Annotated in this window: 27 protein-coding genes; 16 read left to right on the top strand and 11 right to left on the bottom strand. The window is 52.0% G+C overall.

Annotated features, from left to right (window positions below; translation table 11 throughout):
- Positions 1–22: 22 nt before the first annotated feature.
- Positions 23–1,498, top strand: a complete 1,476-nt coding sequence (gene xylE, locus FDX04_RS02555; protein ID WP_137370413.1) for a D-xylose transporter XylE — start codon at positions 23–25, stop codon at positions 1,496–1,498.
- Between the two features lie 45 nt (positions 1,499–1,543).
- Here the strand turns inward: xylE and psiE are convergent, their stop codons facing one another.
- Positions 1,544–1,954, bottom strand: coding sequence for a phosphate-starvation-inducible protein PsiE (gene psiE, locus FDX04_RS02550; protein ID WP_003031674.1), 411 nt, complete (start codon positions 1,952–1,954; stop codon positions 1,544–1,546).
- Between the two features lie 139 nt (positions 1,955–2,093).
- On the opposite strand from psiE, the gene FDX04_RS02545 reads away from it, so the two are divergent.
- Together FDX04_RS02545 and FDX04_RS02540 are read left to right on the top strand one after the other, a co-directional pair.
- Positions 2,094–2,603 carry a GNAT family N-acetyltransferase gene (locus FDX04_RS02545; RefSeq protein WP_137370412.1) on the top strand — a complete coding sequence of 170 codons (510 nt, stop codon included), beginning with the start codon at positions 2,094–2,096 and terminating at the stop codon, positions 2,601–2,603.
- Positions 2,604–2,613: 10 nt separating this feature from the next.
- Positions 2,614–3,069, top strand: a complete 456-nt coding sequence (locus FDX04_RS02540; protein WP_137370411.1) for an acyltransferase — start codon at positions 2,614–2,616, stop codon at positions 3,067–3,069.
- A gap of 79 nt (positions 3,070–3,148) precedes the next feature.
- On the opposite strand, the gene FDX04_RS02535 is transcribed toward FDX04_RS02540, so the two are convergent.
- The 5 genes from FDX04_RS02535 to pgi form a co-directional block, all read right to left on the bottom strand.
- Positions 3,149–5,245 (bottom strand): YjbH domain-containing protein, encoded by a 2,097-nt coding sequence (locus tag FDX04_RS02535; RefSeq protein ID WP_042313024.1) that lies wholly within the window; start codon positions 5,243–5,245, stop codon positions 3,149–3,151.
- Positions 5,245–5,982 carry a capsule biosynthesis GfcC D2 domain-containing protein gene (locus tag FDX04_RS02530; protein ID WP_137370410.1) on the bottom strand — a complete coding sequence of 246 codons (738 nt, stop codon included), beginning with the start codon at positions 5,980–5,982 and terminating at the stop codon, positions 5,245–5,247. Before FDX04_RS02530 ends, FDX04_RS02535 begins: the two co-directional genes overlap by 1 nt.
- On the bottom strand, positions 5,979–6,617 hold the full coding sequence (locus tag FDX04_RS02525) for a YjbF family lipoprotein (protein ID WP_137370409.1): 639 nt from the start codon (positions 6,615–6,617) through the stop codon (positions 5,979–5,981). Before FDX04_RS02525 ends, FDX04_RS02530 begins: the two co-directional genes overlap by 4 nt.
- A 117-nt stretch (positions 6,618–6,734) precedes the next feature.
- On the bottom strand, positions 6,735–6,977 hold the full coding sequence (gene yjbE / locus FDX04_RS02520) for an exopolysaccharide production protein YjbE (RefSeq protein WP_061382702.1): 243 nt from the start codon (positions 6,975–6,977) through the stop codon (positions 6,735–6,737).
- 421 nt (positions 6,978–7,398) lie between these two features.
- Positions 7,399–9,048, bottom strand: coding sequence for a glucose-6-phosphate isomerase (pgi, locus tag FDX04_RS02515; protein WP_042313030.1), 1,650 nt, complete (start codon positions 9,046–9,048; stop codon positions 7,399–7,401).
- Between the two features lie 314 nt (positions 9,049–9,362).
- On the opposite strand from pgi, the gene lysC reads away from it, so the two are divergent.
- From lysC to FDX04_RS02500, 3 genes are all read left to right on the top strand, one after another.
- On the top strand, positions 9,363–10,712 hold the full coding sequence (lysC, locus tag FDX04_RS02510) for a lysine-sensitive aspartokinase 3 (protein ID WP_042313032.1): 1,350 nt from the start codon (positions 9,363–9,365) through the stop codon (positions 10,710–10,712).
- 92 nt (positions 10,713–10,804) lie between these two features.
- Positions 10,805–11,731: a ketopantoate/pantoate/pantothenate transporter PanS gene (panS, locus tag FDX04_RS02505; RefSeq protein ID WP_137370408.1), complete on the top strand. Its 927-nt coding sequence runs from the start codon at positions 10,805–10,807 to the stop codon at positions 11,729–11,731.
- 143 nt (positions 11,732–11,874) lie between these two features.
- Complete coding sequence (locus FDX04_RS02500; protein ID WP_003826541.1) at positions 11,875–12,147, top strand: DUF3811 domain-containing protein; 273 nt, start codon at positions 11,875–11,877, stop codon at positions 12,145–12,147.
- Here the strand turns inward: FDX04_RS02500 and rluF are convergent.
- The gene (gene rluF / locus FDX04_RS02495) at positions 12,144–13,019 is read right to left on the bottom strand and encodes a 23S rRNA pseudouridine(2604) synthase RluF (RefSeq protein WP_042313037.1); all 876 of its coding nucleotides are present in this window, start codon (positions 13,017–13,019) and stop codon (positions 12,144–12,146) included. The genes FDX04_RS02500 and rluF overlap by 4 nt on opposite strands.
- Before the next feature lie 349 nt (positions 13,020–13,368).
- Here rluF and FDX04_RS02490 point away from each other — a divergent pair, with 349 nt between their 5' ends.
- The 9 genes from FDX04_RS02490 to FDX04_RS24115 all read left to right on the top strand — a co-directional run bounded on the left by FDX04_RS02490 (position 13,369) and on the right by FDX04_RS24115 (position 20,170).
- Positions 13,369–14,316 (top strand): sugar-binding transcriptional regulator, encoded by a 948-nt coding sequence (locus FDX04_RS02490; protein WP_121530049.1) that lies wholly within the window; start codon positions 13,369–13,371, stop codon positions 14,314–14,316.
- A gap of 70 nt (positions 14,317–14,386) precedes the next feature.
- Complete coding sequence (locus FDX04_RS02485) at positions 14,387–15,193, top strand: SDR family oxidoreductase (protein WP_137348851.1); 807 nt, start codon at positions 14,387–14,389, stop codon at positions 15,191–15,193.
- 9 nt (positions 15,194–15,202) lie between these two features.
- Complete coding sequence (locus FDX04_RS02480) at positions 15,203–15,610, top strand: mannose/fructose/sorbose PTS transporter subunit IIA (protein WP_061382705.1); 408 nt, start codon at positions 15,203–15,205, stop codon at positions 15,608–15,610.
- Entirely contained in the window at positions 15,610–16,104 is a 495-nt protein-coding gene (locus FDX04_RS02475; protein WP_137361101.1) for a mannose/fructose/sorbose PTS transporter subunit IIB, read from the top strand. The genes FDX04_RS02480 and FDX04_RS02475 overlap by 1 nt, the downstream gene beginning before the upstream one ends.
- Positions 16,105–16,169: 65 nt before the next feature.
- On the top strand, positions 16,170–16,967 hold the full coding sequence (locus tag FDX04_RS02470; protein ID WP_042313048.1) for a PTS mannose/fructose/sorbose transporter subunit IIC: 798 nt from the start codon (positions 16,170–16,172) through the stop codon (positions 16,965–16,967).
- A gap of 11 nt (positions 16,968–16,978) precedes the next feature.
- Positions 16,979–17,803, top strand: a complete 825-nt coding sequence (locus FDX04_RS02465) for a PTS system mannose/fructose/sorbose family transporter subunit IID (RefSeq protein WP_042313051.1) — start codon at positions 16,979–16,981, stop codon at positions 17,801–17,803.
- A gap of 68 nt (positions 17,804–17,871) precedes the next feature.
- Complete coding sequence (sorE, locus tag FDX04_RS02460) at positions 17,872–19,095, top strand: L-sorbose 1-phosphate reductase (protein ID WP_042313054.1); 1,224 nt, start codon at positions 17,872–17,874, stop codon at positions 19,093–19,095.
- Position 19,096: 1 nt separating this feature from the next.
- The gene (locus FDX04_RS02455) at positions 19,097–19,909 is read left to right on the top strand and encodes a shikimate 5-dehydrogenase (RefSeq protein ID WP_137361100.1); all 813 of its coding nucleotides are present in this window, start codon (positions 19,097–19,099) and stop codon (positions 19,907–19,909) included.
- A gap of 24 nt (positions 19,910–19,933) precedes the next feature.
- The gene (locus FDX04_RS24115) at positions 19,934–20,170 is read left to right on the top strand and encodes a hypothetical protein (RefSeq protein ID WP_170972937.1); all 237 of its coding nucleotides are present in this window, start codon (positions 19,934–19,936) and stop codon (positions 20,168–20,170) included.
- A gap of 86 nt (positions 20,171–20,256) precedes the next feature.
- On the opposite strand, the gene FDX04_RS02445 is transcribed toward FDX04_RS24115, so the two are convergent.
- From FDX04_RS02445 to FDX04_RS02430, 4 genes are all read right to left on the bottom strand, one after another.
- The gene (locus tag FDX04_RS02445) at positions 20,257–20,877 is read right to left on the bottom strand and encodes a histidine phosphatase family protein (protein ID WP_042313085.1); all 621 of its coding nucleotides are present in this window, start codon (positions 20,875–20,877) and stop codon (positions 20,257–20,259) included.
- A gap of 259 nt (positions 20,878–21,136) precedes the next feature.
- The gene (gene arsC, locus FDX04_RS02440; protein WP_079225682.1) at positions 21,137–21,562 is read right to left on the bottom strand and encodes a glutaredoxin-dependent arsenate reductase; all 426 of its coding nucleotides are present in this window, start codon (positions 21,560–21,562) and stop codon (positions 21,137–21,139) included.
- Between the two features lie 12 nt (positions 21,563–21,574).
- Positions 21,575–22,864: an arsenic transporter gene (locus tag FDX04_RS02435; protein WP_137361099.1), complete on the bottom strand. Its 1,290-nt coding sequence runs from the start codon at positions 22,862–22,864 to the stop codon at positions 21,575–21,577.
- A 44-nt stretch (positions 22,865–22,908) separates the two neighbouring features.
- On the bottom strand, positions 22,909–23,229 hold the full coding sequence (locus tag FDX04_RS02430; RefSeq protein ID WP_038636209.1) for a transcriptional regulator: 321 nt from the start codon (positions 23,227–23,229) through the stop codon (positions 22,909–22,911).
- A gap of 217 nt (positions 23,230–23,446) precedes the next feature.
- On the opposite strand from FDX04_RS02430, the gene pepE reads away from it, so the two are divergent.
- Positions 23,447–24,136, top strand: a complete 690-nt coding sequence (gene pepE / locus FDX04_RS02425; protein WP_032942056.1) for a dipeptidase PepE — start codon at positions 23,447–23,449, stop codon at positions 24,134–24,136.
- The last annotated feature ends 81 nt before the right edge of the window (positions 24,137–24,217 follow it).

The following is a 24,217-nucleotide window of genomic DNA, read 5'->3' as shown; positions in this document are numbered from 1 at the left end:
GTATCCTCTAAGGCAGGTCTGAATGAACACCCAATATAATTCCAGTTATATTTTTTCGATTACATTAGTAGCAACATTAGGAGGGCTATTATTCGGCTATGACACTGCTGTCATATCCGGAACGGTAGAATCCTTAAATACCGTGTTTGTCGCCCCGCAACATTTAAGTGAATCCGCCGCTAACTCGCTATTGGGCTTTTGCGTCGCCAGTGCGTTGATTGGCTGCATCATCGGCGGTGCGCTGGGCGGTTATTGCAGTAACCGCTTTGGTCGTCGGGACTCGCTCAAAATCGCCGCCCTGCTGTTCTTTATTTCCGGTATTGGTTCCGCGTGGCCAGAATTAGGATTTACCACGATTAACCCAGATAATGCCGTGCCTGTTTATTTGGCCGGGTACGTCCCCGAATTTGTTATTTATCGCATCATTGGTGGTATTGGCGTTGGTTTAGCCTCAATGCTCTCACCGATGTATATTGCAGAACTGGCTCCAGCGCATATTCGTGGGAAACTGGTTTCCTTTAACCAGTTCGCCATTATTTTTGGTCAACTGTTGGTGTATTGCGTTAACTATTTCATTGCCCGTTCCGGGGACGCTAACTGGCTAAATACCGATGGCTGGCGATATATGTTTGCTTCCGAAAGTATTCCCGCCCTGCTGTTTTTACTGCTGCTGTATACCGTACCGGAAAGCCCGCGCTGGCTGATGGCGCGTGGCAAACACGAGCAGGCGGAAGGCATTCTGCGCAAAATTATGGGCAACAGCCTCGCCACCCAGGCCATGCAGGAGATCAACCAGTCTCTGGAGCATGGTCGTAAAACCGGCGGGCGCCTGTTGATGTTTGGCGTGGGCGTTATCGTCATCGGCGTGATGCTGTCCATCTTCCAGCAGTTTGTCGGTATTAACGTCGTGCTCTACTACGCGCCGGAAGTGTTTAAAACGTTGGGGGCCAGCACCGACGTGGCGCTCTTGCAGACCATTATTGTCGGCGTAATCAACCTGAGCTTCACCGTGCTGGCAATCATGACGGTGGATAAATTTGGTCGTAAACCGCTGCAAATTATTGGTGCATTGGGTATGGCTATCGGTATGTTTAGCCTTGGCACCGCGTTTTACACCCAGGCTTCCGGGCTGATAGCGCTGCTGTCGATGCTGTTTTACGTCGCCGCATTCGCCATGTCCTGGGGACCGGTTTGTTGGGTGCTACTGGCAGAAATCTTCCCGAACGCGATTCGTGGCAAAGCACTCGCTATTGCCGTCGCCGCTCAGTGGCTGGCGAACTACTTCGTCTCCTGGACCTTCCCGATGATGGACAAAAATTCGTGGCTGGTTTCCCATTTCCACAACGGTTTCTCCTACTGGATTTACGGTTGTATGGGTATTCTGGCGGCGCTGTTTATGTGGAAGTTCGTGCCGGAAACCAAAGGCAAAACGCTGGAAGAACTTGAAGAGCTGTGGGAACCCGCAGCAGAGAAAACCCAGCCAGCCTCTGCGCAGTAACCCTGACATACAATACGCCGCAGCCGGATTGCGGCGTGTTGTCTTTTACTCTCGCTTCAGCCGTTTAGAATTACACAGCCACAGAGTGATCACCAACAGCAGGATCGCCGCAGAATAGATCAGCACATCCATCGGCGCTTTATGATCGACGATGATCAACCGCACAATCGCGGTGATCCCGATATAGACAAAGTAGCGCAGCGGAAAATGAAATCCTGACTGAAAGTATTTCACAATCAAGGCGATAAATTCAAAGTAGAGAAAGTAAACCACCAGCCCTTCCACCAGCTCATACTTGCTGGTTTGTTCCGGCGCGAACAGCACATCTGCCAGATGCAGCGTTTCTTTCCCCAGGAATACGACCAGGATCAGGCCCAGACTCAACAACCCCAGATTCAACACGGTCTGTAAGATGGTGGAGATAAACTCCACGCGCGGACGAGATAGCGACGTCATAACGGCCCCTCCTGTTCAGTAACAAGGTTCCTGTATAACGCAGAAATGTGACAGAGATCTACATTTTTTGTTTATGTTTTGTGCAGTTCAATAATAGTGCAACAATGCTTCTGACTCTAACATCTTGAACGGAATAGAAATGCTTAAGATTCAAATGGCAACCGTCGACGATGCCAGCTTGCTAAGCTCAATGGGCTATACCAGCTATCGACATCACTTTGCGCCTTTGTGGAAAAACCCGAGCGAGCTCGACGCTTATCTTGAGCAGGAATATTCCTTACCAGCGATATCCAGCAGTTTGGCCGAGCCAGGAACCTTCTGGCTTATCGCCTTTACCGATGCACCGGTTGGCTTTGCCAAATACAGTCTCCGCCACTCTATTGATCCAGAAGGGCGTTCAGGGGCATTGCTACATAAGATCTACCTGATGCCAGATGCAACGGGCAAACAGTACGGTGAGCAGCTTTTTGCCGAAGTTATTCGCCAGGCCAAAGAGCAGGATGAAAAATGGCTCTGGCTTGAGGTACTGGCTGATAATCCTAAGGCACGGCAGTTCTATGAACGGCAAGGGATGACGTTTGTAAAGGAAATTGCTTTCACTACCGCCTCCCAGACCAGCATTTTGTACGTTATGGAAAAGCAGATTTAAGAGGATATAAATGGTGAATATTCGTCAATCCGCTGTTAGCAACGTCACGTGCGGTGAGAATGTAGTGGTTTATGAACCGGCGAACCTGTACGACTGCATACTGGAGGATAACGTTTTTGTCGGACCATTTGTTGAAATCCAGGGCAACACGCAGATTGGCGCAGACAGCAAAATTCAGTCTCACACCTTCATCTGCGAATATGTCACCATCGGTTCCCGCTGTTTTATCGGGCATGGCGTGATGTTCGCCAATGATATGTTTCGGCAAGGAAAACCCAATGCCGACCGCACCAGTTGGGGAAGAATTACGATTGGCAATGATGTCTCGATCGGCAGTGGGGCGACCATTCTGGCAGTCACAATCTGCGATGGCGCAGTCATCGGCGCGGGAAGCGTGGTGACAAAATCGATTACCGAGAAAGGCGTGTACGCGGGCAACCCGGCAAAATTATTGCGTCGTTTGTAAATCGCAGGATGGCGGCATAAATGCCTTATCCGACCGGCAATGTAGGCCGGATAAGCGCAGCGCATCGGGCGATCAAGCATTAACGGAAGTTCTCGCTTCTGTCGCTGGTCATATCATACAGACCAAACTTACGTCCAAGCTGCTGCCCACCGTCACGCGTCAACGGCGTCCAGCCAATCGCCGCACGGCTGCGGGTTGGGCCTGAAGAGAAGAGATCCAGCGGCACGGAAACGTACACCCCTTTGGTAAAATCACCCTCGCCATATTCATCCGGCGAGGCGTCGGTGATGGTCGCATAGCCTCCTACCACCACACCGCTGTCGAAGCGTTTGGCAATTTCCAGCGTTCCCCCCTTATCTCCCGCCAGATACTGACCCACGCTGGCTTTTACCAGTACATCCTGAGCGAATGAAGGATTCCAGTAAGCCGTCAAATGCCCGGTCTTCACGCTGTAGTCGGTGAATTTCATCATATCCTGCGCGCTACGCCAGTCACGCTGTTTCACATAGTTGGCGTCAATGCCAAACGCCCAGTTGCTGTCTAACGGACGATACAACACTTCTGCCCCTGCCCCGCCGTACATGGTCTCCAGATAACCAGCGTAAACCTGTCCGTAGAACCCGTTTCCGAGTGACTGGAAGTAGTTGGCCTGCAGGTTATTCACGTAGACATCGTTTTGTACATACTCACGCACGTGGGTACGAACGCGTGGTAAATGCGAATCCTGTGGCGGGTTGGTGTAGTTAAATTTGTCATAGTTATTGGCGAGGTTGGCGAACAAACTCCCGGTAGTCAGCAGATGATCGGTCACCCACCAATCCGCAGTTCCCATTACACCCAACTGGTACATATAGAAGTTTTCCGGGCCGCCCACCGACTGATTGAGTACCGGATCGATATGAAAATCAAAGCGAGACTTATCAATATACCAACCCTGCTCAGTCGTTTTCGGCACCACAGGCTCAACGCGTTTTTGCGCCAGTTGTGTTTCATGACCCAACGGCTCACCTTCCAGGTGTCGCTTAAGGCTGGAAACCTCCGTTTCGGTCGTCACCTGCGGCAAGTTAAGGCGATTTTCGGTAATACGGATCGTGCGGATCCCGTCGGGAAGATCGTTCATCACGATCCGGTTGGCGCGTTCGATCCCTTCACGCGAATCACGGTATTTCACCTGTTCGCCGGTCACATACAGCGTATCGCCCTGCACCTGAATTTTAGGATCCGCCAGCCCGGCGTTATATTTCAGCAGCGTTAGCTGATTCGCCACTACCGAATGTTGCAGAATCGCATCCTGCGGCTGTGGCTGATACTTCGGACGGGCGTTATCGTTATAGTTTGGTCGCAAGTCGTTGAAGTTAGTCCGCAGCGTAAACCCAAACATAAAAGTGTTCCCGCGCTCATAGCTGAGGTTAACGTCGGCCCAATCGGTGACGCGATAGATAGCGCCGACGTTAAACTTGCTCTTTTGATCCAGCTTGCCCGCAAAATCCTGCTGGTAATTATTGCCTTCATACTCCAGTTTCAGGCGCAGCGGCTGCCAGGGTGTCTGATATTCCACGCCGCCAAATAACGATGCCGGACCATGAAACATCTGACTGCCGTCAATAGAACCAGCCTGCTTGTAGCTGTTATCGCGATGACAGAATTTATCGCTGTATGAGCAAAACGGATTGCTGACGTTGCCGCTGGTACCAAGATATCCCCAGCCCAGACCGAGCGAGAAATCAAACGGGCCCCAGGCTTTGTTCGCTACAATATACTCCGCATCAAACAGACCCGTCCCGCCGATATCCCGCGCGCCAACGGCCACCTGCGGCATCCAGTAGCTCTCTTCCCACAGCCGAAGTTTGAGATCAAACGCTTTATCCTTATATGTCTGATCGCCAGAAAATGACTCTACGCTGCTGTATTTTTTGGTACGCACATCGGTATAGCGCAGCGTGGTTTCCAGCCATGGGAACAGTTGCACCGACGCAGAGTAGTAGCGGTACTGATCGTTGTCCCGGTAGTTGAGGCTCATTTCCCCTTCACGCGCCATCCGTGCAGTCGGGGTTTGCAGCAGACCTACGCCGCCAAAATCGGACTGGGATGGACCAATGGGCGCAGGCCATGTTTCACCGTGACAGGCAACGCTTACGCCCAGCGCCAGTAAGCTGAGCAGATAAGTTTTTCTCATTATTCAGGTATCCGCTGGGTCAGGGTGTGAAGAATATCGGCATTGATTTCATCCGGGGTACTGCTCCAGAAGGCATCAGAGAGTCCGACAAAAATGATGCTGCCGGGCATCGGCTCAACGTGACGTTTGTTCCAGTAAGCGATAGGGACTTTTTGCGAGCGCCCATCGGGATAGATGACCCACGCGTAGCTGCGATCCGCACCGCTGAGCCGACTTTGCCCATCGAGATAGCTGGCGACATCACGCCCGGGCACAAACGGTTGTTTACCCGGACGGCTTAGCAAACCAAACAATGTGATATCCGTTGGCTGCGATCCAACCCATAGCGTGTAATTGCCCTGCAACGGCGGGTTGCCTCGCTCGCTGACGCGCACCACATCCGGGTCAAGGTTGATTTTCTGTCTACCGGTCACCTTCAGTGCCTGAATTTGCTGGCGTAATGTGTTGATAGCCGCGGCATCGTCACCGCTTTCTTCAGCACTCAGCGCTGCCAGACGAGCCAGTAATGTCTGCTGTTGGCGTTCTGCCGCCGCCGTTGCCCGCTCTTCGCTGATGACCGCTCCGGGCCACCAGCTATTACTCAACCGCGGCTGTCCAACCAGATCGATCAGATGCTCCGCACCGGTCAATATTTTGGGTTCAGCGCTGCCTGCAATCATTACTTTGACATTGCCCGCAGCAAAAACAGAGGATGCGCTCAGGCTAAAAATCAGCGCCATTACGGCTCGTTTCATCATGATTTTGCCGCCTTAATCAGCGTGGTTTTCACCGGGAAGAAGTTAGCTCCCAGATACTGTTCCGACTGACGGATTTGCCCTTCGCTATCGACCCAGTAGCGGTTATGCCAGCGCGTTTGATCGGTAGTTATCTCTTCATCAAGGATGCGCACTGGCGTTTCATCACTGCCGACCTGAATGCTGTCAGTGCCATCCCATGTGAAAACAGAGCGGGCGGTGGCATAGCGCACCTGCTGATGTTCAGTCCAGCCCATCGTGCGGGTCCATGTTGCGCCATCGGTTATCTGATTGGGTTTGACGAGCGGGTCCGCTGCCAGATTATTCACCTCAATCAGGTTGTCACCGCCGAGCTGCGTTTTCACAATGCGCCCATGCTGCGTCACGAGAATGGCCTGATCCTGAGTCACCCATTTCTGTTGTCCGTTTTCTGCAAACGCGAGTACGACAAACAGCTGTGGGCCACCATTGAGCTGCATATACTGGCTGGCGTAGGGCATGTTTTGGATTTCATCATCCGTCATTTGAACGCCGGGAGTACCAAACACACTATCCCACAGCGAATGGCCCAGCCCTTCGGTGGTGGCTGAGCACGCCTGTAGTAACAGGCAAACCAATATGAGCGCTGGTCGCTTCACGACACTTCTCCGCATTATTGCCGGGTGCGCAACGCTTACCCGGCCTACAAATCCCGCAGGCTTTTGGTAATTCAAAATAACCACACCGAAGTGTGGTTAGAATTAAACGTACCGGTATTACTGGGTACTGGTGGTTGTCGTGGTTGTGGTTCCGGTATTAGAACCATCACCACCACCGGTTGCCGCAAGGGCAACCCCCACCGCAGAACTTACGGTGCTCACGCTAGTAGCGGAGGAACTTCCTGCCGAAACCGACGCGGCAGCCGACCCTGCAGCCTCACCCACCTGAACGGGAGCAGCATAGACAGAGGTCACCGCAAGCGCAGATATAGCCCAAAGGCCATACAGAACTTTTTTCATCACAAATTCCCTTCATTTAATGAATGGAGATTTACCCAAAAGAATTTCGGGCGAGATCGAGTATACACAAGCCAAAGTGTGCAAATTACGTCAGGCGGGAATTTAGGATAATTAGAAAAGAAAGCAAATCGTCATTATTAATTAATAATATTAAACATTAAAATCAATCAGTTAAAATATAAACATCAGATATGCAATATCCGTAAATTCCGAAAATAACAGAGATGGAATTCCGGTAAGTTAATTACTTTAGGATTAAGCTCAATTAGGGAGTGAAGTAACAACGTAGATATCCTGGAGCAATCTTATAAAAAAAGCCGATATTAATATCGGCTTTTATATTTCATTAATGCCGGATGGCGGCTAAACGCCTTATCCGGCCTACAAATGTGTGCCTGTAGGCCGGATAAGCGCAGCGTCATCAGGCGCGCCAGGACTTATAACGGTTAATCAAACCGTTAGTCGAGCAATCATGGCTGGTGATCTCTTTATCATCATTCAGCTCCGGCAGGATGCGATTTGCCAGCTGTTTGCCCAGCTCCACGCCCCACTGGTCGAAAGTGAAGATGTTCAGGATAGCGCCCTGAGTAAAGATTTTGTGCTCGTACAGGGCAATCAGCGCACCCAGGCTGAACGGCGTGATTTCGCGCAGCAGGATGGAGTTGGTTGGACGGTTGCCTTCGAACACTTTGAACGGCACAACGTGGTCCAGCGTTGCCGGATCTTTACCCTGGTCGCGGTATTCCTGCTCTACCACCTCGCGGGATTTACCGAACGCCAGCGCTTCGGTCTGAGCGAAGAAGTTGGACAGTAGCTTCGGATGGTGGTCGGACAGCGGGTTATGGGTGATAGCCGGCGCGATGAAATCGCACGGTACCATTTTGGTGCCCTGGTGAATCAGCTGGTAGAACGCATGCTGGCCGTTAGTCCCCGGCTCACCCCAGATAATTGGGCCCGTCTGGTAGTCCACCGCGTTGCCGTTACGGTCAACGTATTTGCCGTTGGATTCCATATTGCCCTGCTGGAAGTAGGCCGCGAAACGGTGCATATACTGGTCGTACGGCAGGATCGCTTCGGTTTCAGCGCCGAAGAAGTTGTTGTACCAGATCCCGATCAGCGCCAGCAGCACCGGCAGGTTTTTCTCCGCCGGGGTAGTGGAGAAGTGTTTGTCCATCGCATGCGCGCCGGACAGCAGCTCAACGAAGTTATCGAAACCAACGGACAGGATGATCGACAGACCAATTGCTGACCACAGAGAGTAACGACCGCCAACCCAGTCCCAGAACTCAAACATGTTGGCGGTATCAATACCGAATTCGCCGACCGCTTTCGCGTTAGTGGAGAGGGCTGCGAAGTGCTTGGCAACGTGTTTTTCATCACCGGCGGTTTTCAGGAACCAGTCGCGCGCGCTATGGGCGTTGGTCATGGTTTCCTGGGTGGTGAAGGTTTTCGAAGCGACCAGGAACAGCGTGGTTTCCGGGTTCACTTTCTTCAGCACTTCAGCGATGTGCGTCCCATCGACGTTAGACACAAAGTGCATGTTCAGATGGTTTTTATACGGACGCAGCGCTTCGGTCACCATGAACGGACCAAGGTCGGAACCGCCGATACCGATGTTCACCACATCAGTAATAGCTTTGCCGGTATAGCCTTTCCAGCTTCCGGAAATGATCGCTTCCGAGAAGGATTTCATCTTCTCCAGCACCGCGTTCACTTCCGGCATCACATCTTTGCCGTCAACGATGATTGGGGTATTGCTACGGTTACGCAGCGCCACGTGCAGCACGGCACGGTCTTCGGTACGGTTGATTTTCTCACCGGAGAACATGGACTTGATGGCGCCTGCCAAATCGGTCTCTTTCGCCAGATCCTGCAGTTTGGCCAGCGTCTCTTCAGTGATGCGGTTTTTGGAGAAATCCACCAGCATCAGATCGTCAAACGTCGCGGAAAATTTGGTGAAACGATCGCTATCTTTCGCGAACAGATCGGCGATAGTAACGTCTTTCATCTCTTCAAAGTGTTTTTGTAGTGCCTGCCAGGCTGAGGTCTGCGTTGGATTGATGTTTTTCATTAGCAATACTCTTCTGATTTTGAGAATTGTGACTGAGATCGATTGTAACGCCAGTCACAGAAAAGTGTGATTGTTTTAATGCCATTGCCAGGGCATCCGCCAAACGAGGTTAAAAAGTATAGCCGTTATCAGCGTTGTTATTAGTACCGTTACTCAACGCAGTTGCAGCATGAAAAATCCGCATAATCCCAGCGTTGACAGTGCAAGCTACACATTTTATTTATAAATACGGTATTTGCATTTGCGCCTGCACCGGTTTCCGTTCTGCCTTATGTGCCATGGTCGCTCTATTCACTCCCTGACACGAGGTAGTTATGACTGATGTAGTTGTCTCCAAGTTTGGCGGTACCAGCGTGGCGGATTTTGATGCCATGAATCGCAGCGCCGATGTGGTGCTTTCTGATGCGAACGTCCGATTAGTGGTGCTTTCCGCATCGGCAGGCATTACTAACCTGCTGGTCGCGCTGGCCGAAGGGCTGGAGCCAACCGAGCGCTTCGAAAAACTCGACGCCATTCGTCAAATTCAGTTCAATATTCTGGAACGCCTGCGTTATCCAAACGTGATTCGTGAAGAGATCGAACGCCTGCTGGAAAACATCACCACGCTGGCAGAGGCGGCGTCACTGGCGACCTCAACCGCGCTGACCGACGAACTGGTCAGCCACGGTGAGCTGATGTCTACCCTCCTGTTTGTTGAGATCCTGCGTGAGCGCAACGTCCAAGCGCAGTGGTTTGATGTGCGTAAAGTGATGCGCACTAACGATCGTTTCGGTCGTGCAGAACCCGACGTCGCAGCGCTGGCCGAACTGACCACGCTCCAGTTAGCCCCGCGTCTGAGCGAAGGCCTGGTGATTACCCAAGGCTTTATCGGCAGCGAAAGCAAGGGCCGCACCACCACGCTGGGACGCGGCGGCAGTGATTATACGGCCGCCCTGCTGGCTGAAGCGCTGCACGCAACGCGCGTCGATATCTGGACCGATGTTCCCGGCATTTACACCACCGATCCGCGCGTCGTTCCAGCCGCTAAACGTATTGATGAAATCGCCTTCGAAGAAGCCGCGGAAATGGCGACCTTCGGCGCGAAAGTGCTGCACCCGGCAACCCTGTTACCTGCTGTACGTAGCGATATCCCGGTGTTTGTTGGCTCCAGTAAGGATCCAAAAGCAGGCGGTACGCTGGTATGCAATAAAACCCAAAATCCACCGTTGTTCCGTGCCCTGGCGCTACGCCGTAAGCAAACGCTGCTAACGCTGCATAGCCTGAATATGCTGCACTCTCGCGGCTTTTTAGCGGAAGTGTTCGGCATCCTGGCGCGCCACAACATCTCGGTAGATTTAATTACCACATCGGAAGTCAGCGTGGCGCTGACGCTGGATACCACCGGTTCAACGTCTACCGGCGATACGCTGTTAACACAGTCTCTGCTGATGGAACTGTCTGCCCTGTGTCGGGTTGAAGTGGAAGAAGACCTGGCGCTGGTGGCGCTGATTGGCAACGACCTGTCCAAAGCCTGTGGCGTGGGTAAAGAGGTGTTCGGTGTACTGGAGCCGTTCAACATCCGCATGATTTGCTACGGCGCATCCAGCCATAACCTGTGCTTCCTGGTGCCCGGAACCGAAGCCGAACAGGTGGTACAGAAGCTGCACCATAATTTGTTTGAATAATATTTCATCACGCGATAAATAATAACTATAGCCGGGCTCGAACCCGGCTTTTTTATAACAACACAACACATTTCAATCGCAAGGAATATAACATGCTCGCTACTCTGACGCGGCTGTTCCCATTATGGGCGCTGCTGCTCTCTGTTATTGCGTATTACACGCCCTCCACCTTTACGCCTGTCGGGCCATTCGTGCCGTCGTTACTGATGCTGATTATGTTCGGCATGGGCGTCCATTTGAAGGTGGATGACTTTAAACGCGTACTCTCACGTCCTGCGCCGGTCGCCGCGGGTATTTTCCTGCATTATCTGGTGATGCCGCTCGCCGCCTGGATTTTGGCGCTGGCTTTTAATATGCCGCCGGAACTGTCCGCAGGCATGGTGCTGGTCGGTAGCGTCGCCAGCGGAACAGCTTCTAACGTCATGATCTATCTGGCAAAAGGCGATGTGGCGCTCTCCGTGACTATTTCATCCGTTTCAACGTTGGTTGGCGTTGTCGCCACACCGCTGCTGACACGGCTGTATGTCGATGCGCATATTCAGGTGGATGTGATGGGTATGCTGCTGAGTATTCTGCAGATCGTGGTCATTCCGATTGCCCTGGGACTGGTCATTCACCATCTGTTCCCACGCGTCGTAAAAGCCGTCGAGCCGTATCTGCCCGCGTTTTCTATGGTGTGCATCCTGGCGATCATCAGCGCCGTCGTGGCAGGCTCCGCTTCGCACATTGCGTCCGTCGGCTTTGTGGTGATTATCGCCGTTATCCTGCATAACACCATCGGTTTGCTTGGCGGCTACTGGGGCGGAAAACTGTTTGGTTTCGACGAGTCGACCTGCCGTACGTTAGCTATCGAAGTGGGCATGCAGAATTCGGGGCTGGCCACTGCGCTGGGTAAAATCTATTTCGGCCCGCTCGCCGCCCTGCCCGGTGCGCTGTTCTCCGTTTGGCACAACCTTTCTGGTTCGTTATTGGCGGGTTACTGGTCCGGTAAACCGATTGATGAGAAAAAACGCCGCTAATTGTCGGCTGTAGGCCCGATAAGCGTAACGCTATCAGGCACAATGCGTGCAAATCGCCGGATGGTGGCTAACGCCTTATCCGGCCTACCCAGCCTCTGCACTTTGCCGTACACTGAGGATACCGGCTAACAGAGGGCACCCCTATGGCACTCCCCCGCATTACCCAAAAAGAGATGACCGAGCGCGAGCAGCGTGAACTGAAAACGCTGCTCGACCGCGCGCGCATCGCGCATGGTCGGCTGCTGACCAACGCAGAGACCAACAGCATCAAGAAAGAGTACATCGATAAACTGATGGCCTTGCGCGAAGCGGAAGCAAAAAAAGCCCGCCAGTTAAAGAAAAAGCAGGCTTATAAACCGGATGCGGAAGCATCGTTTTCCTGGTCAGCGAATACGCCCACGCGCGGCAGACGTTAACGCCCTTTCTTCTTACGCCCCGGTGAGGTAAAGCGTTTACCGTTTGCTGCCGGGCGCGATTTCTCTTTCTCCGCAGATTTTTCGATTTTCACTACCGGGCGCTTAATGCCTGCGGTTTTTGGCTTCGCTTTCGCCTTCGGTTTGGCTTCTGAGGACGAGTTCTCAATCAGCTTGAACAGATCGATCAGTTCGTCATCCGTCAGGTCGCGCCATTCACCAAGCGGCAGGCCAGACAAGCCAACGTTCATGATACGCGTACGCTCAAGTTTGGTAACTTCATAGCCAAAGTGCTCGCACATACGACGGATCTGACGGTTCAGCCCCTGAATCAGCGTGATGCGAAACACAAACGGCGCTTCTTTCTTCACCTTACATTTCTTGGTGACGGTGCCGAGGATTGGCACACCGGCCCCCATCCCACGGATAAAGTCATCAGTGACCGGCTTATCTACCGTCACCAGATACTCTTTTTCATGATCGTTACCGGCACGCAGGATTTTATTCACCAGGTCGCCGTGGTTGGTCAGAAAGATAAGTCCCTGGGAATCTTTGTCCAGACGACCGATTGGGAACACACGCTTGCTGTGATTCACGAAATCAACAATGTTGTCGCGCTCGCTGTCTTCGGTGGTGCTGACAATCCCTACTGGCTTGTTCAGCGCGATAAAAACCAGATCTTCCGCTTCACGCGGCTCAATCAACCGACCATTCACTTTTACGACATCGCCAGGCTTTACCTGATCGCCAATGGTGGCGCGTTTACCATTCAGGAAGACATTCCCTTGTTCGATAAAGCGATCCGCCTCGCGACGCGAGCAGATTCCGCTTTCACTGATGTATTTATTTAATCGGATGGATGAGTCGGGCAGCATAGTTTCTCCTTTGACAGCGAAATATACCCTACCTTGTGGGCGATAAAAAATAATCGTGTTCAAATGCCCGAGCGCTATTTGTGATCCGCCCCACCTTTTGACACAAAAGTGTCGGTAATCCATATCTGCAATTTTGTTGGATGAAAACAAGCAGAATCAATACATTAGAGCAGCACGCACATCTGTGCCGACAACGCGCAATCTCCACATCAAATGTGCAACACAATCGGTCAGTTCTTAACGCTGAAATAAGTGAAAATAGCTTTGAGATGTGAAACAGATGGGGTTATATCAGATCAAGAAGGCAATTTCGTGATTTGCACAAATGTGCAGGAGTCCAAAAATGGCGATGGAAAACAGCGATGATATCCGCCTGATCGTAAAAATAGCGCAGCTTTATTACGAGCAGGATATGACACAAGCGCAAATCGCCCGCGAGCTGGGGATTTACCGCACCACGATCAGCCGATTACTAAAACGTGGCCGCGAGCAGGGTATCGTCACTATCGCCATTAATTACGACTACAACGAAAATCTGTGGCTGGAACAGCAGTTAAAACAGAAATTTGGCCTGAAAGAAGCGGTCGTAGTTTCCTGCGACAGCGAACAGGAAGATGAACAACTTAATATGATGGGCGTGCACGGCGCACAGTTGCTGGAACGCTTACTGGAACCCGGCGACATTATTGGTTTTTCATGGGGTCGCGCGGTACGGGGATTGGTTGAAGGATTATCCCCGGCCAGCCAGTCACGCCAGCTGATCTGTGTGCCGATTATCGGCGGACCGTCCGGTAAACTTGAAAGCCGCTACCACGTCAATACGCTGACCTACGGTGCCGCGGCAAAGCTGAAAGGGGAATCACACCTGGCCGATTTCCCGGCGCTGCTGGAAAACCCGCTGATCCGTAACGGCATTATGCAGTCCCGGCACTTCAAATCGATTTCCGCTTACTGGGATAATCTGGATGTCGCGCTGGTCGGTATTGGGTCTCCGGCAATACGCGATGGTGCCAACTGGCACGCTTTTTACGGCAGTGAAGAGAGTGATGACCTGCATGCCCGCCATGTTGCCGGAGACATTTGCTCGCGCTTTTACGATATCAACGGTGTGACCGTAGAGACCAGGATGAGTGAAAAGACGCTCGCCATCGAAACCGATAAATTAAAACAGGCACGTTACTCCATTGGTATTGCAATGGGTGAAGAAAAATACAGTGGGATATTAGGCGCATTACGTGGGAATTATATTAACTGTTTAGTCACCAACAGTCATACCGCTGAATTATTGTTGAAGTAAATAAATTCTAATTGGTCCTGCCATAATTAATTTTATGTGGGATCCCCTTATCTGAAATCGGGAGTTTATTATGCAAACGTGGTTAAACTTGCAGGGCAAAGTCATTATTGTTACCGGTGGTGCATCCGGAATTGGCCTGGCCATTGTCGAGGAACTATTAGCGCAAGGCGCTAATGTACAAATGGCGGATATTCATGGCGGAGAAGGTAAATATGACAGCCATAGCGGATATCATTTCTGGCCAACGGATATTTCCAGTGCCAAAGAGGTTAATCATACTGTTGCTGAAATTATCCAACGCTACGGACGTATTGATGGACTGGTAAATAATGCTGGCGTTAACTTCCCACGGCTATTGGTTGATGAAAAAGCACCCGCCGGGCAATACGAACTCAACGAAGCTGCTTTTGAAAAAATGGTTAATATCAACCAGAAAGGTGTGTTCTTAATGTCGCAAGCAACGGCACGCCAAATGGTAAAACAGCATAACGGCGTGATCGTGAATGTCTCTTCCGAAAGCGGGCTGGAAGGTTCAGAGGGCCAAAGCTGCTATGCCGCCACCAAAGCCGCGTTGAATAGCTTTACCCGCTCCTGGTCGAAAGAGTTGGGCAAACACGGCATTCGTGTGGTGGGAATTGCGCCTGGCATTCTGGAAAAAACCGGTCTGCGCACCCCCGAGTATGAAGAAGCGCTGGCCTGGACCCGCAACATCACCGTCGAACAGCTGCGTGAGGGTTATACCAAGAACGCGATCCCGATAGGTCGTTCAGGACGTTTAAGTGAAGTCGCTGATTTTGTTTGTTATCTCCTCTCAGAGCGCGCCAGTTATATCACCGGAGTAACCACTAACATTGCGGGCGGAAAAACGCGCGGCTAAGGAGGTTTTATGGTCAATGCAATCTTCTGTGCTCACGGCAATCTGGCCTGCGCCATGCTGGAATCAGTACAGATGGTCTACGGCGATGTCAACGTCGAAGCGGTGGCATTTGTCCCTGGGGAGAACGCCAGCAACATCGTGGAAAAGCTGGAAAAGTTAGTAAGTATTCACACTAGTGATGAATGGCTGATTGCCGTCGATCTGCAGTGTGGCAGTCCCTGGAATGCTGCCGCTTCGCTGGCAATGCAAAACCCCACCATTCGCGTCATTAGCGGGTTGTCGCTGCCATTAGCGCTGGAACTGGTAGACAACCAAAGCTGTATGAATGTGGATGAACTGTGCGAACACCTGACGACCATTGCTCAACAAACCTGTGTCGTCTGGCAACATCTGGAAACGACCGAAGAGGATTTCTGATGAACATTACCCTTGCTCGTATCGATGACCGCTTGATTCACGGTCAGGTCACCACCGTCTGGTCGAAGGTGGCGAATGCCCAACGAATTATTATTTGCAATGACGACGTTTATAACGATGAAGTACGTCGAACATTATTACGTCAGGCCGCCCCGCCAGGAATGAAGGTTAACGTCGTTAATATCGAAAAGGCGGTCGCTGTGTACCATAACCCACAATATCAGAGCGAAACCGTTTTTTATTTGTTTACCCGCCCGCAGGATGCATTAGCAATGGTAAAACAAGGGGTAAAAATTGCCACGTTAAATATTGGTGGCATGGCCTGGCGACCAGGTAAAAAACAATTAACCAAAGCCGTTTCTTTAGACAGCGACGACATTTATGCGTTTCGTGAGTTAGATAAACTAGGCGTCACGCTGGATTTACGCGTCGTCGCATCCGATCCATCGATTAATATTCTCGAAAAAATAGAAGAACAATCTTTCGCTGAATAAATAAAAATGCCTGTGTACTTATGCTTTAACAGGCAGGGATGATCACATTCACAAGGTGACATATTATGGAAATAAGTACCCTACAAATTATCGCCATATTCCTATTTTCCTGTATTGCCGGAATGGGTAGCGTGCTGGATGAGTTCCAGACCCACCGTCCACTGATCGCTTGTACCGTTATCGGACTGATTCTTGGTGATTTAAAAACCGGGATTATGCTCGGCGGCACGCTGGAGTTAATTGCTCTTGGCTGGATGAACGTCGGCGCAGCGCAGTCTCCCGATTCGGCGCTCGCCAGTATTATCTCCGCCATTCTGGTTATCGTCGGTCAGCAAAGCATTGCGACCGGTATCGCCATCGCCCTGCCCGTCGCGGCGGCAGGTCAGGTACTAACCGTCTTTGCCCGTACCATCACCGTGGTGTTCCAGCACGCGGCGGATAAAGCAGCCGAAGAGGCCCGCTTTCGCACCATCGACATGCTGCACGTTTCCGCTCTCGGCGTACAGGCGCTGCGCGTTGCCATCCCTGCATTAATCGTCTCGCTGTTTGTCAGCGCCGATATGGTCAGCAATATGCTCAACGCCATTCCAGAATTCGTCACCCGCGGATTGCAGATTGCCGGTGGCTTTATCGTGGTGGTCGGTTACGCCATGGTGCTGCGCATGATGGGCGTGAAGTACCTGATGCCCTTCTTCTTCCTCGGATTTATTGCCGGAGGGTATCTCGATTTGAGCCTGCTGGCTTTCGGTGGGGTTGGCGTGATTATCGCGCTGGTCTACATCCAGTTGAACCCACAGTGGCGTAAAGCCGAACCGCAGGCGCAACCCGCCTCTTCTCAAGCTCTCGATCAGCTTGATGACTAATGGAGCCCACCATGGAACAGAAAAAACTGACCAAATCCGACCTGTTTAGCATGTTTGTTCGCTCCAACCTCCAGCAAGCGTCATTCAACTTTGAACGCATTCATGGGCTGGGCTTTTGCTACGACATGATCCCGGCTATTAAGCGCCTGTATCCACTGAAAGAGGACCAGGTTGCGGCCCTCAAGCGCCACCTGGTGTTCTTCAATACCACACCTGCCGTTTGCGGCCCGGTGATTGGCGTGACCGCCGCGATGGAAGAAGCCCGCGCCAACGGTGCGGAAATTGACGACGGGGCCATCAACGGCATCAAAGTTGGGCTGATGGGTCCGCTGGCCGGTGTTGGCGACCCGCTGGTATGGGGAACGCTGCGCCCGATTACCGCCGCGCTCGGCGCCTCGCTGGCGCTCTCCGGAAACATTCTCGGGCCACTATTGTTCTTCTTTCTTTTCAATGCAGTACGTCTTGCCATGAAGTGGTACGGCTTACAGCTTGGCTTTCGTAAAGGGGTCAATATCGTCAGCGACATGGGCGGCAACCTGCTGCAAAAACTGACCGAAGGCGCATCAATTCTTGGCCTGTTTGTGATGGGGGTACTGGTCACCAAATGGACCAGCATCAACGTGCCGCTGGTGGTATCGCAAACGCCTGGCGCAGACGGCGCCACCGTCACCATGACCGTGCAGAACATCCTCGACCAACTCTGTCCTGGCCTGCTGGCGCTGGGTCTGACGCTGCTGATGGTACGGCTGCTCAACAAGAAAATTAATCCGGTATGGCTGATATTCGCCCTGTTTGCGCTGGGGATTATCGGCAACGCGTTGGGCTTCTTGTCCTGATTTTTCCGCCCCGGCGATGCTGGGGCTACTTCAACAAATTGTCCTCGAAAGAGGAAGAGGTGGTAACAATGCAAACAACAACAGCTTTACGCCTTTATGGTAAACGCGATCTGCGCCTGGAAACCTTCGACCTTCCCGAAATGCAGGACGATGAAATTCTGGCCTCGGTCGTGACCGACAGCCTGTGCCTTTCTTCCTGGAAAGAGGCTAACCAGGGCGAGAACCACAAAAAAGTGCCGGATGATGTGGCCACTAACCCGATCATCATTGGCCACGAGTTCTGCGGCGATATTATTGCCGTGGGGAAAAAATGGCAGCATAAGTTTCAGCCCGGCCAACGCTATGTCATTCAGGCTAACCTGCAACTGCCGGATCGCCCGGACTGTCCCGGCTACTCCTTCCCGTGGGTAGGCGGTGAAGCCACGCACGTCATCATTCCTGATGAAGTCATGGAGCAGGACTGCTTGTTGGCCTACGAAGGCGAAACCTATTTTGAAGGCTCGCTGGTTGAGCCGCTATCCTGCGTGATTGGCGCATTCAACGCCAACTATCACCTGCAGGAAGGCACTTATAACCATAAGATGGGCATTCGTCCGCAGGGGCGCACGTTAATCCTCGGCGGTACCGGGCCAATGGGACTACTGGCGATCGACTATGCACTGCATGGCCCGGTTAACCCTGCGCTGCTGGTGGTAACCGACACCAATAACGACAAGTTGAGCTACGCCCGCAAGCACTATCCATCAGAACCACAAACGTTAATCCACTATCTCCACGCCCAGGATGCGGCTTATGACACCTTGATGGCGTTGAGCGGCGGGCATGGATTTGATGACATCTTTGTGTTTGTGCCCAACGAAGGACTGGTCACGCTGGCCTCTTCCCTGCTGGCTGCCGATGGCTGCATGAACTTCTTTGCCGGTCCGCAGGATAAGCAGTTTAGCGCGCCGATTAACTTCTACGACGTGCACTACGCCTTCACCCATTATGTTGGGACATCTGGCGGCAATACCGACGATATGCGCACAGCGGTAAAACTGATCGAAGAGAAGAAAGTTCAGGCAGCAAAAGTGGTGACGCACATTCTGGGGCTGAATGCGGCTGGTGAAACAACGCTGGAATTGCCGCAAGTCGGTGGCGGTAAAAAACTGGTTTACACCGGCAAAGCCTTACCATTAACCGCGCTCACTCAGATTGATGATCCAGCCTTGCGCGATATCCTGGAGCGTCATCAGGGGATTTGGTCGCAGGAAGCCGAACAGTACATATTGTCTCACGCCGAGGAGATTTAACATGATTAACCGCGACACCCAGTTGTGCATGTCGCTTGCCGGTCGGCCCGGTAACTTTGGCACGCGCTTTCACAACTATCTGTATGAAAAATTAGGGTTAAATTTTATCTATAAAGCCTTTACTACGCAGGATATTGAGGCCGCAGTGAAAGGCGTTCGCGCACTCGAAATTCGCGGCTGTGCGGTCTCTATGCCGTTTAAAGAGAGCTGCATGCCGTTTCTGGATGTCATCGATCCTTCCGCAAAAGTCATTGATTCCGTCAACACCATCGTCAATGACAACGGTACGCTGGCAGGATTTAACACCGACTACATTGCGGTAAAAAGCCTGATTGCCAGCCACCAGCTCAATAGCAGCGCACGCGTCATGATTCGCGGCAGCGGTGGAATGGGTAAAGCGGTTATCGCCGCGTTTCGCGATGCCGGTTTTCACGATGTGATCGTCGCCGCCCGCAATCGTGAGAGCGGCCCGGCGCTGGCAAAACAGTACGGTTTCCAGTGGCAGCCTCAGCCGGAAGGGATTGCCTGCGATATTCTGGTCAACGTAACGCCCGTCGGTATGGCTGGCGGTAAAGAGAGCGATGAACTGGCCTACAGCGAAGCGATGGTCGCTGCCGCCAGCGTGGTGTTTGACGTGGTCGCCCTGCCGCCGGAAACACCGGTAATCAAACTGGCACAACAATTAGGTAAAAAGACCATCAGCGGTGCAGAGGTGATTACCTTACAGGCCGTAGAGCAGTTCGCCATGTATACCGGCGTACGCCCGGATGACGCGCTAATCGCCGAAGCAGCAGAATTTGCGCGGGCGGGGTAAAGAAGCAGGAACTGAGCGCCTAGGATGGGCGCTCTAATAGCCATTAAGCAGGAAATCAATCGCATCTCGAAGTTCTGCCCTGTTTGCGGTCAGGTCTCCCACACAGTTACCCATATTCTTCACTGGTCTGTCATCATATGTGTCATCACCAAGCAGGATGACGATGGATCGTTGGCAGCCTGGATTAAACGCATGGTTAGAAAAGAGCTGAAGCAGAAAGGGATTGAAGTCTGGTGGCCGGAATTCTGTATCGTTTTCTGAAGATCTGTTTAGAGCGGGGAGCTGACATTGTGCTTAAATAATGATGACTCTGGCAGGATGGGTTTTCAATGATTGAAAGGTAGCCACTAATTCAGGTGACGTAAATGTGTAGCAATCCCCCACTTTAGGCCGATACATTTTCCATTAATCAGGTCGATAACAGAATAACTTGCATTGGGGTGAGCATAGCGAGGGAAACTATTGACAGTCCCTTCTTTAAGAATTGCCAGAGTGCCCTGACTGACATGCCCGTGAGACACAATACATATTGTTTGTTGATGTGATGAGGTATCTTCCAGGTTTTGTAAAAAACGCATAACTCGCTGAGAAGCATGCGCCAGTGACTCCCCCCCAGGTGGACAATACTCTGCATCAAGCCTGAATAACGCATTTGCATCGTTCGGATGTTTTTGTCTGAGTAGTTCTAACGGCATACCTTCAAACTGACCAAAGGCCTGCTCTTTAAGGGCCGGTTCAGCCGTCAGTGAACAGCGAAAGTGTTCAGCCAGGCTTTGCCCCATTTGCCAGGCTCGTCCAAGCGGAGAAGCGTAAACACGCTCTATTTGATACTCACTTGCACTAAACGCTGCTAGTAGGACGGATGTTTCACGCAAACCCCGACAGGTCAAGGAGCTATCGCTGTGCCCCTGAATAATTCCTTCCAAATTCCACTCTGTTTCTGCGTGTCGAACAAGTATCAATTTCATTGTTAGCGGGCCATGCTCGTTGTTGATTAAAATGCCCCAACTACGCGATGTCAAACACATACCGTTGAAGCAGCGGAAGGCTTTCCTGTTTTGGAAATAATGAACAAGTGTAGCTTATTGCCGTTATGCAGCGGCTCTGGGTGTGAGGCGCTGAATTTTATCCGTAGTTAACTTCCGCTTATGGCACAGAGCGGACGTACTGGGTGAATCGGACGCCCGCATAACGTTAACAGGCCTCCAATATTTTGAAGTGGGCCGATTACTTAACCCGCTTCCCCGTTTCGTCAATGACCTTCTCGCCATCCTCTTTGGTAAACGTTCCTTTCTGACCTTCCGGCAGAATATCCAACACTATTTCTGAAGGGCGACAAAGACGAGTGCCGAGCGGCGTAACGACTACCGGCCGATTAATCAGGATCGGATGTTGAAGCATGAAATCAATCAACTGCTCATCACTAAATTTCTCTTCATCAAGACCCAGGTGTTCGTAAGGCTCAACATTCTTACGCAGTAATGCACGCACCGTAATTCCCATTTCTGAAATAAGTTTAATCAGCTCATCACGGGTCGGTGGCGTATCGAGATAATAAATTATCGTCGGTTCGTTGCCGCTGTTACGGATCATCTCCAGCGTGTTACGAGAAGTGCCGCAGGCAGGGTTGTGATAGATGGTAATGTTGCTCATATCTGTATCTCATTACAAAGTGAGGGAGAGCCGCAACGCCAGCGCGGCCAAAGTGACAAACAGCACGGGCAGAGTCATGATAATGCCGGTGCGGAAGTAATATCCCCAGGTAATCGTTATATTTTTCTGGGCAAGCACATGCAGCCAAAGCAGGGTTGCCAGACTGCCAATGGGAGTGATTTTCGGACCTAAATCGCAGCCAATCACATTGGCATAAATCATTGCCTCTTTGACGATGCCAGTCGCCGTACTCCCGTCAATCGACAGCGCGCCAATCAGTACCGTCGGCATATTATTCATCACCGATGACAGGAACGCGGTCAGGAAACCGGTGCCGAACGTTGCTGCCCATAGCCCCTTTTCTGCCAGCAGGTTCAGCACGTCAGACAGATACTCCGTGAGCCCTGCATTGCGCAGGCCATAGACTACCAGGTACATGCCCAGCGAAAAAATAACGATCTGCCATGGCGCACCGCGCAGGACTTTTCCGGTGTTGATGGCATGACCTCTTTTCGCCACTATAAACAGTACTGCTGCGCCAGTAGCCGCTATCGCACTGACCGGGATCCCCAGAGGCTCCAGCACAAAGAAACCGACAAGCAGCAATAACAGGACAATCCAGCCCGCCCTGAACGTTGCCGGATCCTTTATCACACTGGCGGGCGTCTTCAGCAGAGAAACGTCATACGTCGCCGGAATGTCCCTGCGGAAGAAGAGATGAAGCATGACCAGCGTGGCCGCAATCGCTGCCACATCTACGGGGATCATAACGGAGGCATACTGCGTAAAGCCCAGACCGAAAAAGTCCGCCGAGACGATATTCACCAGGTTAGAAACAATGAGCGGCAGGCTGGCCGTATCTGCAATAAACCCTGCAGCCATGACAAAGGCCAATGTCGTGCCCTGGCTGAATCCCAGTGCGAGCAGCATCGCAATTACAATCGGCGTCAGGATCAGTGCGGCGCCGTCATTGGCAAACAACGCAGCAACAGCGGCCCCAAGCAAGACTATCCACGTAAACAAAAGGCGGCCACGTCCGTTACCCCAGCGGGAGACGTGCAGTGCGGCCCATTCAAAGAAACCGGACTCATCGAGCAGCAGGCTGATGATGATGACCGCAATAAATGCCGCTGTCGCGTTCCAGACGATATTCCAGACAACGGGAATATCAGCGATATGAATGACTCCGGTTCCCAGCGCCAACGCAGCTCCGATACTCGCGCTCCAGCCAATACTCAGGCCTCTGGGTTGCCAGATCACCAGTACCAGCGTCAGTAAAAATATACTCCCTGCCAAAAACATTTCAAACCCCATTATATATGATTATGTGAATATGATTTCCTTCCTCAGCAAGAGGTGCAGGCCGACTTTGCCAACCATTCCCGCACATCTTCCCGAAGGCACTGCCAGGACGTCGTGATTGTCTCAGCGGCCCACGCAGGAATATGAGGTGACAGACGATAGTGAATCCATTTGCCTTCCCGACGATCCAGAACTAGCCCAGACTCGCGAAGGATAGCCATATGGCGTGATATTTTGGGCTGTGATTCGGCGGTAGCTGCACAGATATCGCACACGCACAGTTCTCCGGACTCCCGCAAAAGCATGACAATGGCGAGCCGTGTTTCATCCGACAGGATTTTGAAAAGCTGAACAGGTTGTAGCATTTTCCTCTCCGTTCCTTTTAGAGTACACATATGGTAAATCATATATATTAATTTTGAAATCATCTGCGCTCTCTGGAGGAGAAAAATAATTGACACTTAAAAAATAGTCTCAGCTTCTATCTCCCCCTTCCAACATCGTGAGCCATATCAGGAAGGCGTTAGATCGATAGTGGTAGCATTACCGCGGTTTGTAATTTTCTGATTACATGGAGAAATGATGGAACTGCTTTTATTGAGTAACTCGACGCTGCCGGGCAAAGGCTGGATGGAACATGCGCTGCCGCTGATCGCAGAGCAACTGAACGGTCGCCGCACTGCGGTGTTTATTCCATTTGCCGGCGTGACGCAAACCTGGGATGAGTACACGGCGAAAACGGCAGCCATCTTTGCGCCAATGGGCGTTAACGTTACTGGCATTCATACCGTTGCCGATCCGATTGCAGCCATTGAAAACGCCGAACTGGTGATTGTCGGCGGGGGTAACACCTTCCAGTTGCTGAAAGAGAGCCGCGAGCGCGGACTACTGGCGCCGATTGTCGATGTCGTCAAACGCGGTGCGCTGTACATTGGCTGGAGCGCGGGTTCCAACCTTGCCTGCCAGACCATCCGCACCACCAACGACATGCCGATTGTCGATCCAAAAGGCTTTGATGCGCTGGGTCTTTTCCCGCTGCAGATTAACCCGCACTTCACCAACGCTCTGCCGGAAGGCCATAAAGGCGAAACGCGTGAACAGCGTATTCGCGAGCTGTTGGTTGTGGCGCCGGAACTGACGGTGATTGGTCTGCCGGAAGGGAACTGGATCAAAGTGAGCAACGGTCAATCCGTGCTTGGCGGCCCGAACACCACGTATATCTTTAAAGCGGGCGAAGAAGCGGTTGCCGTTGAGGCGGGTCACTGCTTTTAGTTGGTTTGTTGTCTGATGCCGGATGGAGGCTTCGCCTTATCCGGCATCAAGGTAGATGACAGCATTGACGGTTATCCGTAG

The organism is Citrobacter sp. wls615 (assembly GCF_005281355.1).
GTDB lineage: Bacteria > Pseudomonadota > Gammaproteobacteria > Enterobacterales > Enterobacteriaceae > Citrobacter > Citrobacter werkmanii.
This window is presented reverse-complemented; position numbering and strand designations above follow the sequence as displayed.

What these genes read in the sequence shown, in the direction of transcription:
- FDX04_RS02485 (WP_137348851.1), top strand. Translation starts at nt 14,387, where the DNA reads ATGCAAACGTGGTTAAACTTGCAGGGCAAAGTCATTATTGTTACCGGT.
- pepE (WP_032942056.1), top strand. Translation starts at nt 23,447, where the DNA reads ATGGAACTGCTTTTATTGAGTAACTCGACGCTGCCGGGCAAAGGCTGG.
- arsC (WP_079225682.1), bottom strand. Translation starts at nt 21,562, where the DNA reads ATGAGCAACATTACCATCTATCACAACCCTGCCTGCGGCACTTCTCGT.
- FDX04_RS02465 (WP_042313051.1), top strand. Translation starts at nt 16,979, where the DNA reads ATGGAACAGAAAAAACTGACCAAATCCGACCTGTTTAGCATGTTTGTT.
- sorE (WP_042313054.1), top strand. Translation starts at nt 17,872, where the DNA reads ATGCAAACAACAACAGCTTTACGCCTTTATGGTAAACGCGATCTGCGC.
- FDX04_RS02470 (WP_042313048.1), top strand. Translation starts at nt 16,170, where the DNA reads ATGGAAATAAGTACCCTACAAATTATCGCCATATTCCTATTTTCCTGT.
- FDX04_RS02475 (WP_137361101.1), top strand. Translation starts at nt 15,610, where the DNA reads ATGAACATTACCCTTGCTCGTATCGATGACCGCTTGATTCACGGTCAG.
- xylE (WP_137370413.1), top strand. Translation starts at nt 23, where the DNA reads ATGAACACCCAATATAATTCCAGTTATATTTTTTCGATTACATTAGTA.
- FDX04_RS02445 (WP_042313085.1), bottom strand. Translation starts at nt 20,877, where the DNA reads ATGAAATTGATACTTGTTCGACACGCAGAAACAGAGTGGAATTTGGAA.
- FDX04_RS02480 (WP_061382705.1), top strand. Translation starts at nt 15,203, where the DNA reads ATGGTCAATGCAATCTTCTGTGCTCACGGCAATCTGGCCTGCGCCATG.
- pgi (WP_042313030.1), bottom strand. Translation starts at nt 9,048, where the DNA reads ATGAAAAACATCAATCCAACGCAGACCTCAGCCTGGCAGGCACTACAA.
- FDX04_RS02540 (WP_137370411.1), top strand. Translation starts at nt 2,614, where the DNA reads ATGGTGAATATTCGTCAATCCGCTGTTAGCAACGTCACGTGCGGTGAG.
- FDX04_RS02530 (WP_137370410.1), bottom strand. Translation starts at nt 5,982, where the DNA reads ATGATGAAACGAGCCGTAATGGCGCTGATTTTTAGCCTGAGCGCATCC.
- FDX04_RS02535 (WP_042313024.1), bottom strand. Translation starts at nt 5,245, where the DNA reads ATGAGAAAAACTTATCTGCTCAGCTTACTGGCGCTGGGCGTAAGCGTT.
- panS (WP_137370408.1), top strand. Translation starts at nt 10,805, where the DNA reads ATGCTCGCTACTCTGACGCGGCTGTTCCCATTATGGGCGCTGCTGCTC.
- lysC (WP_042313032.1), top strand. Translation starts at nt 9,363, where the DNA reads ATGACTGATGTAGTTGTCTCCAAGTTTGGCGGTACCAGCGTGGCGGAT.
- FDX04_RS02490 (WP_121530049.1), top strand. Translation starts at nt 13,369, where the DNA reads ATGGAAAACAGCGATGATATCCGCCTGATCGTAAAAATAGCGCAGCTT.
- FDX04_RS02545 (WP_137370412.1), top strand. Translation starts at nt 2,094, where the DNA reads ATGCTTAAGATTCAAATGGCAACCGTCGACGATGCCAGCTTGCTAAGC.
- FDX04_RS02500 (WP_003826541.1), top strand. Translation starts at nt 11,875, where the DNA reads ATGGCACTCCCCCGCATTACCCAAAAAGAGATGACCGAGCGCGAGCAG.
- FDX04_RS24115 (WP_170972937.1), top strand. Translation starts at nt 19,934, where the DNA reads ATGGGCGCTCTAATAGCCATTAAGCAGGAAATCAATCGCATCTCGAAG.
- psiE (WP_003031674.1), bottom strand. Translation starts at nt 1,954, where the DNA reads ATGACGTCGCTATCTCGTCCGCGCGTGGAGTTTATCTCCACCATCTTA.
- FDX04_RS02430 (WP_038636209.1), bottom strand. Translation starts at nt 23,229, where the DNA reads ATGCTACAACCTGTTCAGCTTTTCAAAATCCTGTCGGATGAAACACGG.
- FDX04_RS02455 (WP_137361100.1), top strand. Translation starts at nt 19,097, where the DNA reads ATGATTAACCGCGACACCCAGTTGTGCATGTCGCTTGCCGGTCGGCCC.
- rluF (WP_042313037.1), bottom strand. Translation starts at nt 13,019, where the DNA reads ATGCTGCCCGACTCATCCATCCGATTAAATAAATACATCAGTGAAAGC.
- yjbE (WP_061382702.1), bottom strand. Translation starts at nt 6,977, where the DNA reads ATGAAAAAAGTTCTGTATGGCCTTTGGGCTATATCTGCGCTTGCGGTG.
- FDX04_RS02435 (WP_137361099.1), bottom strand. Translation starts at nt 22,864, where the DNA reads ATGTTTTTGGCAGGGAGTATATTTTTACTGACGCTGGTACTGGTGATC.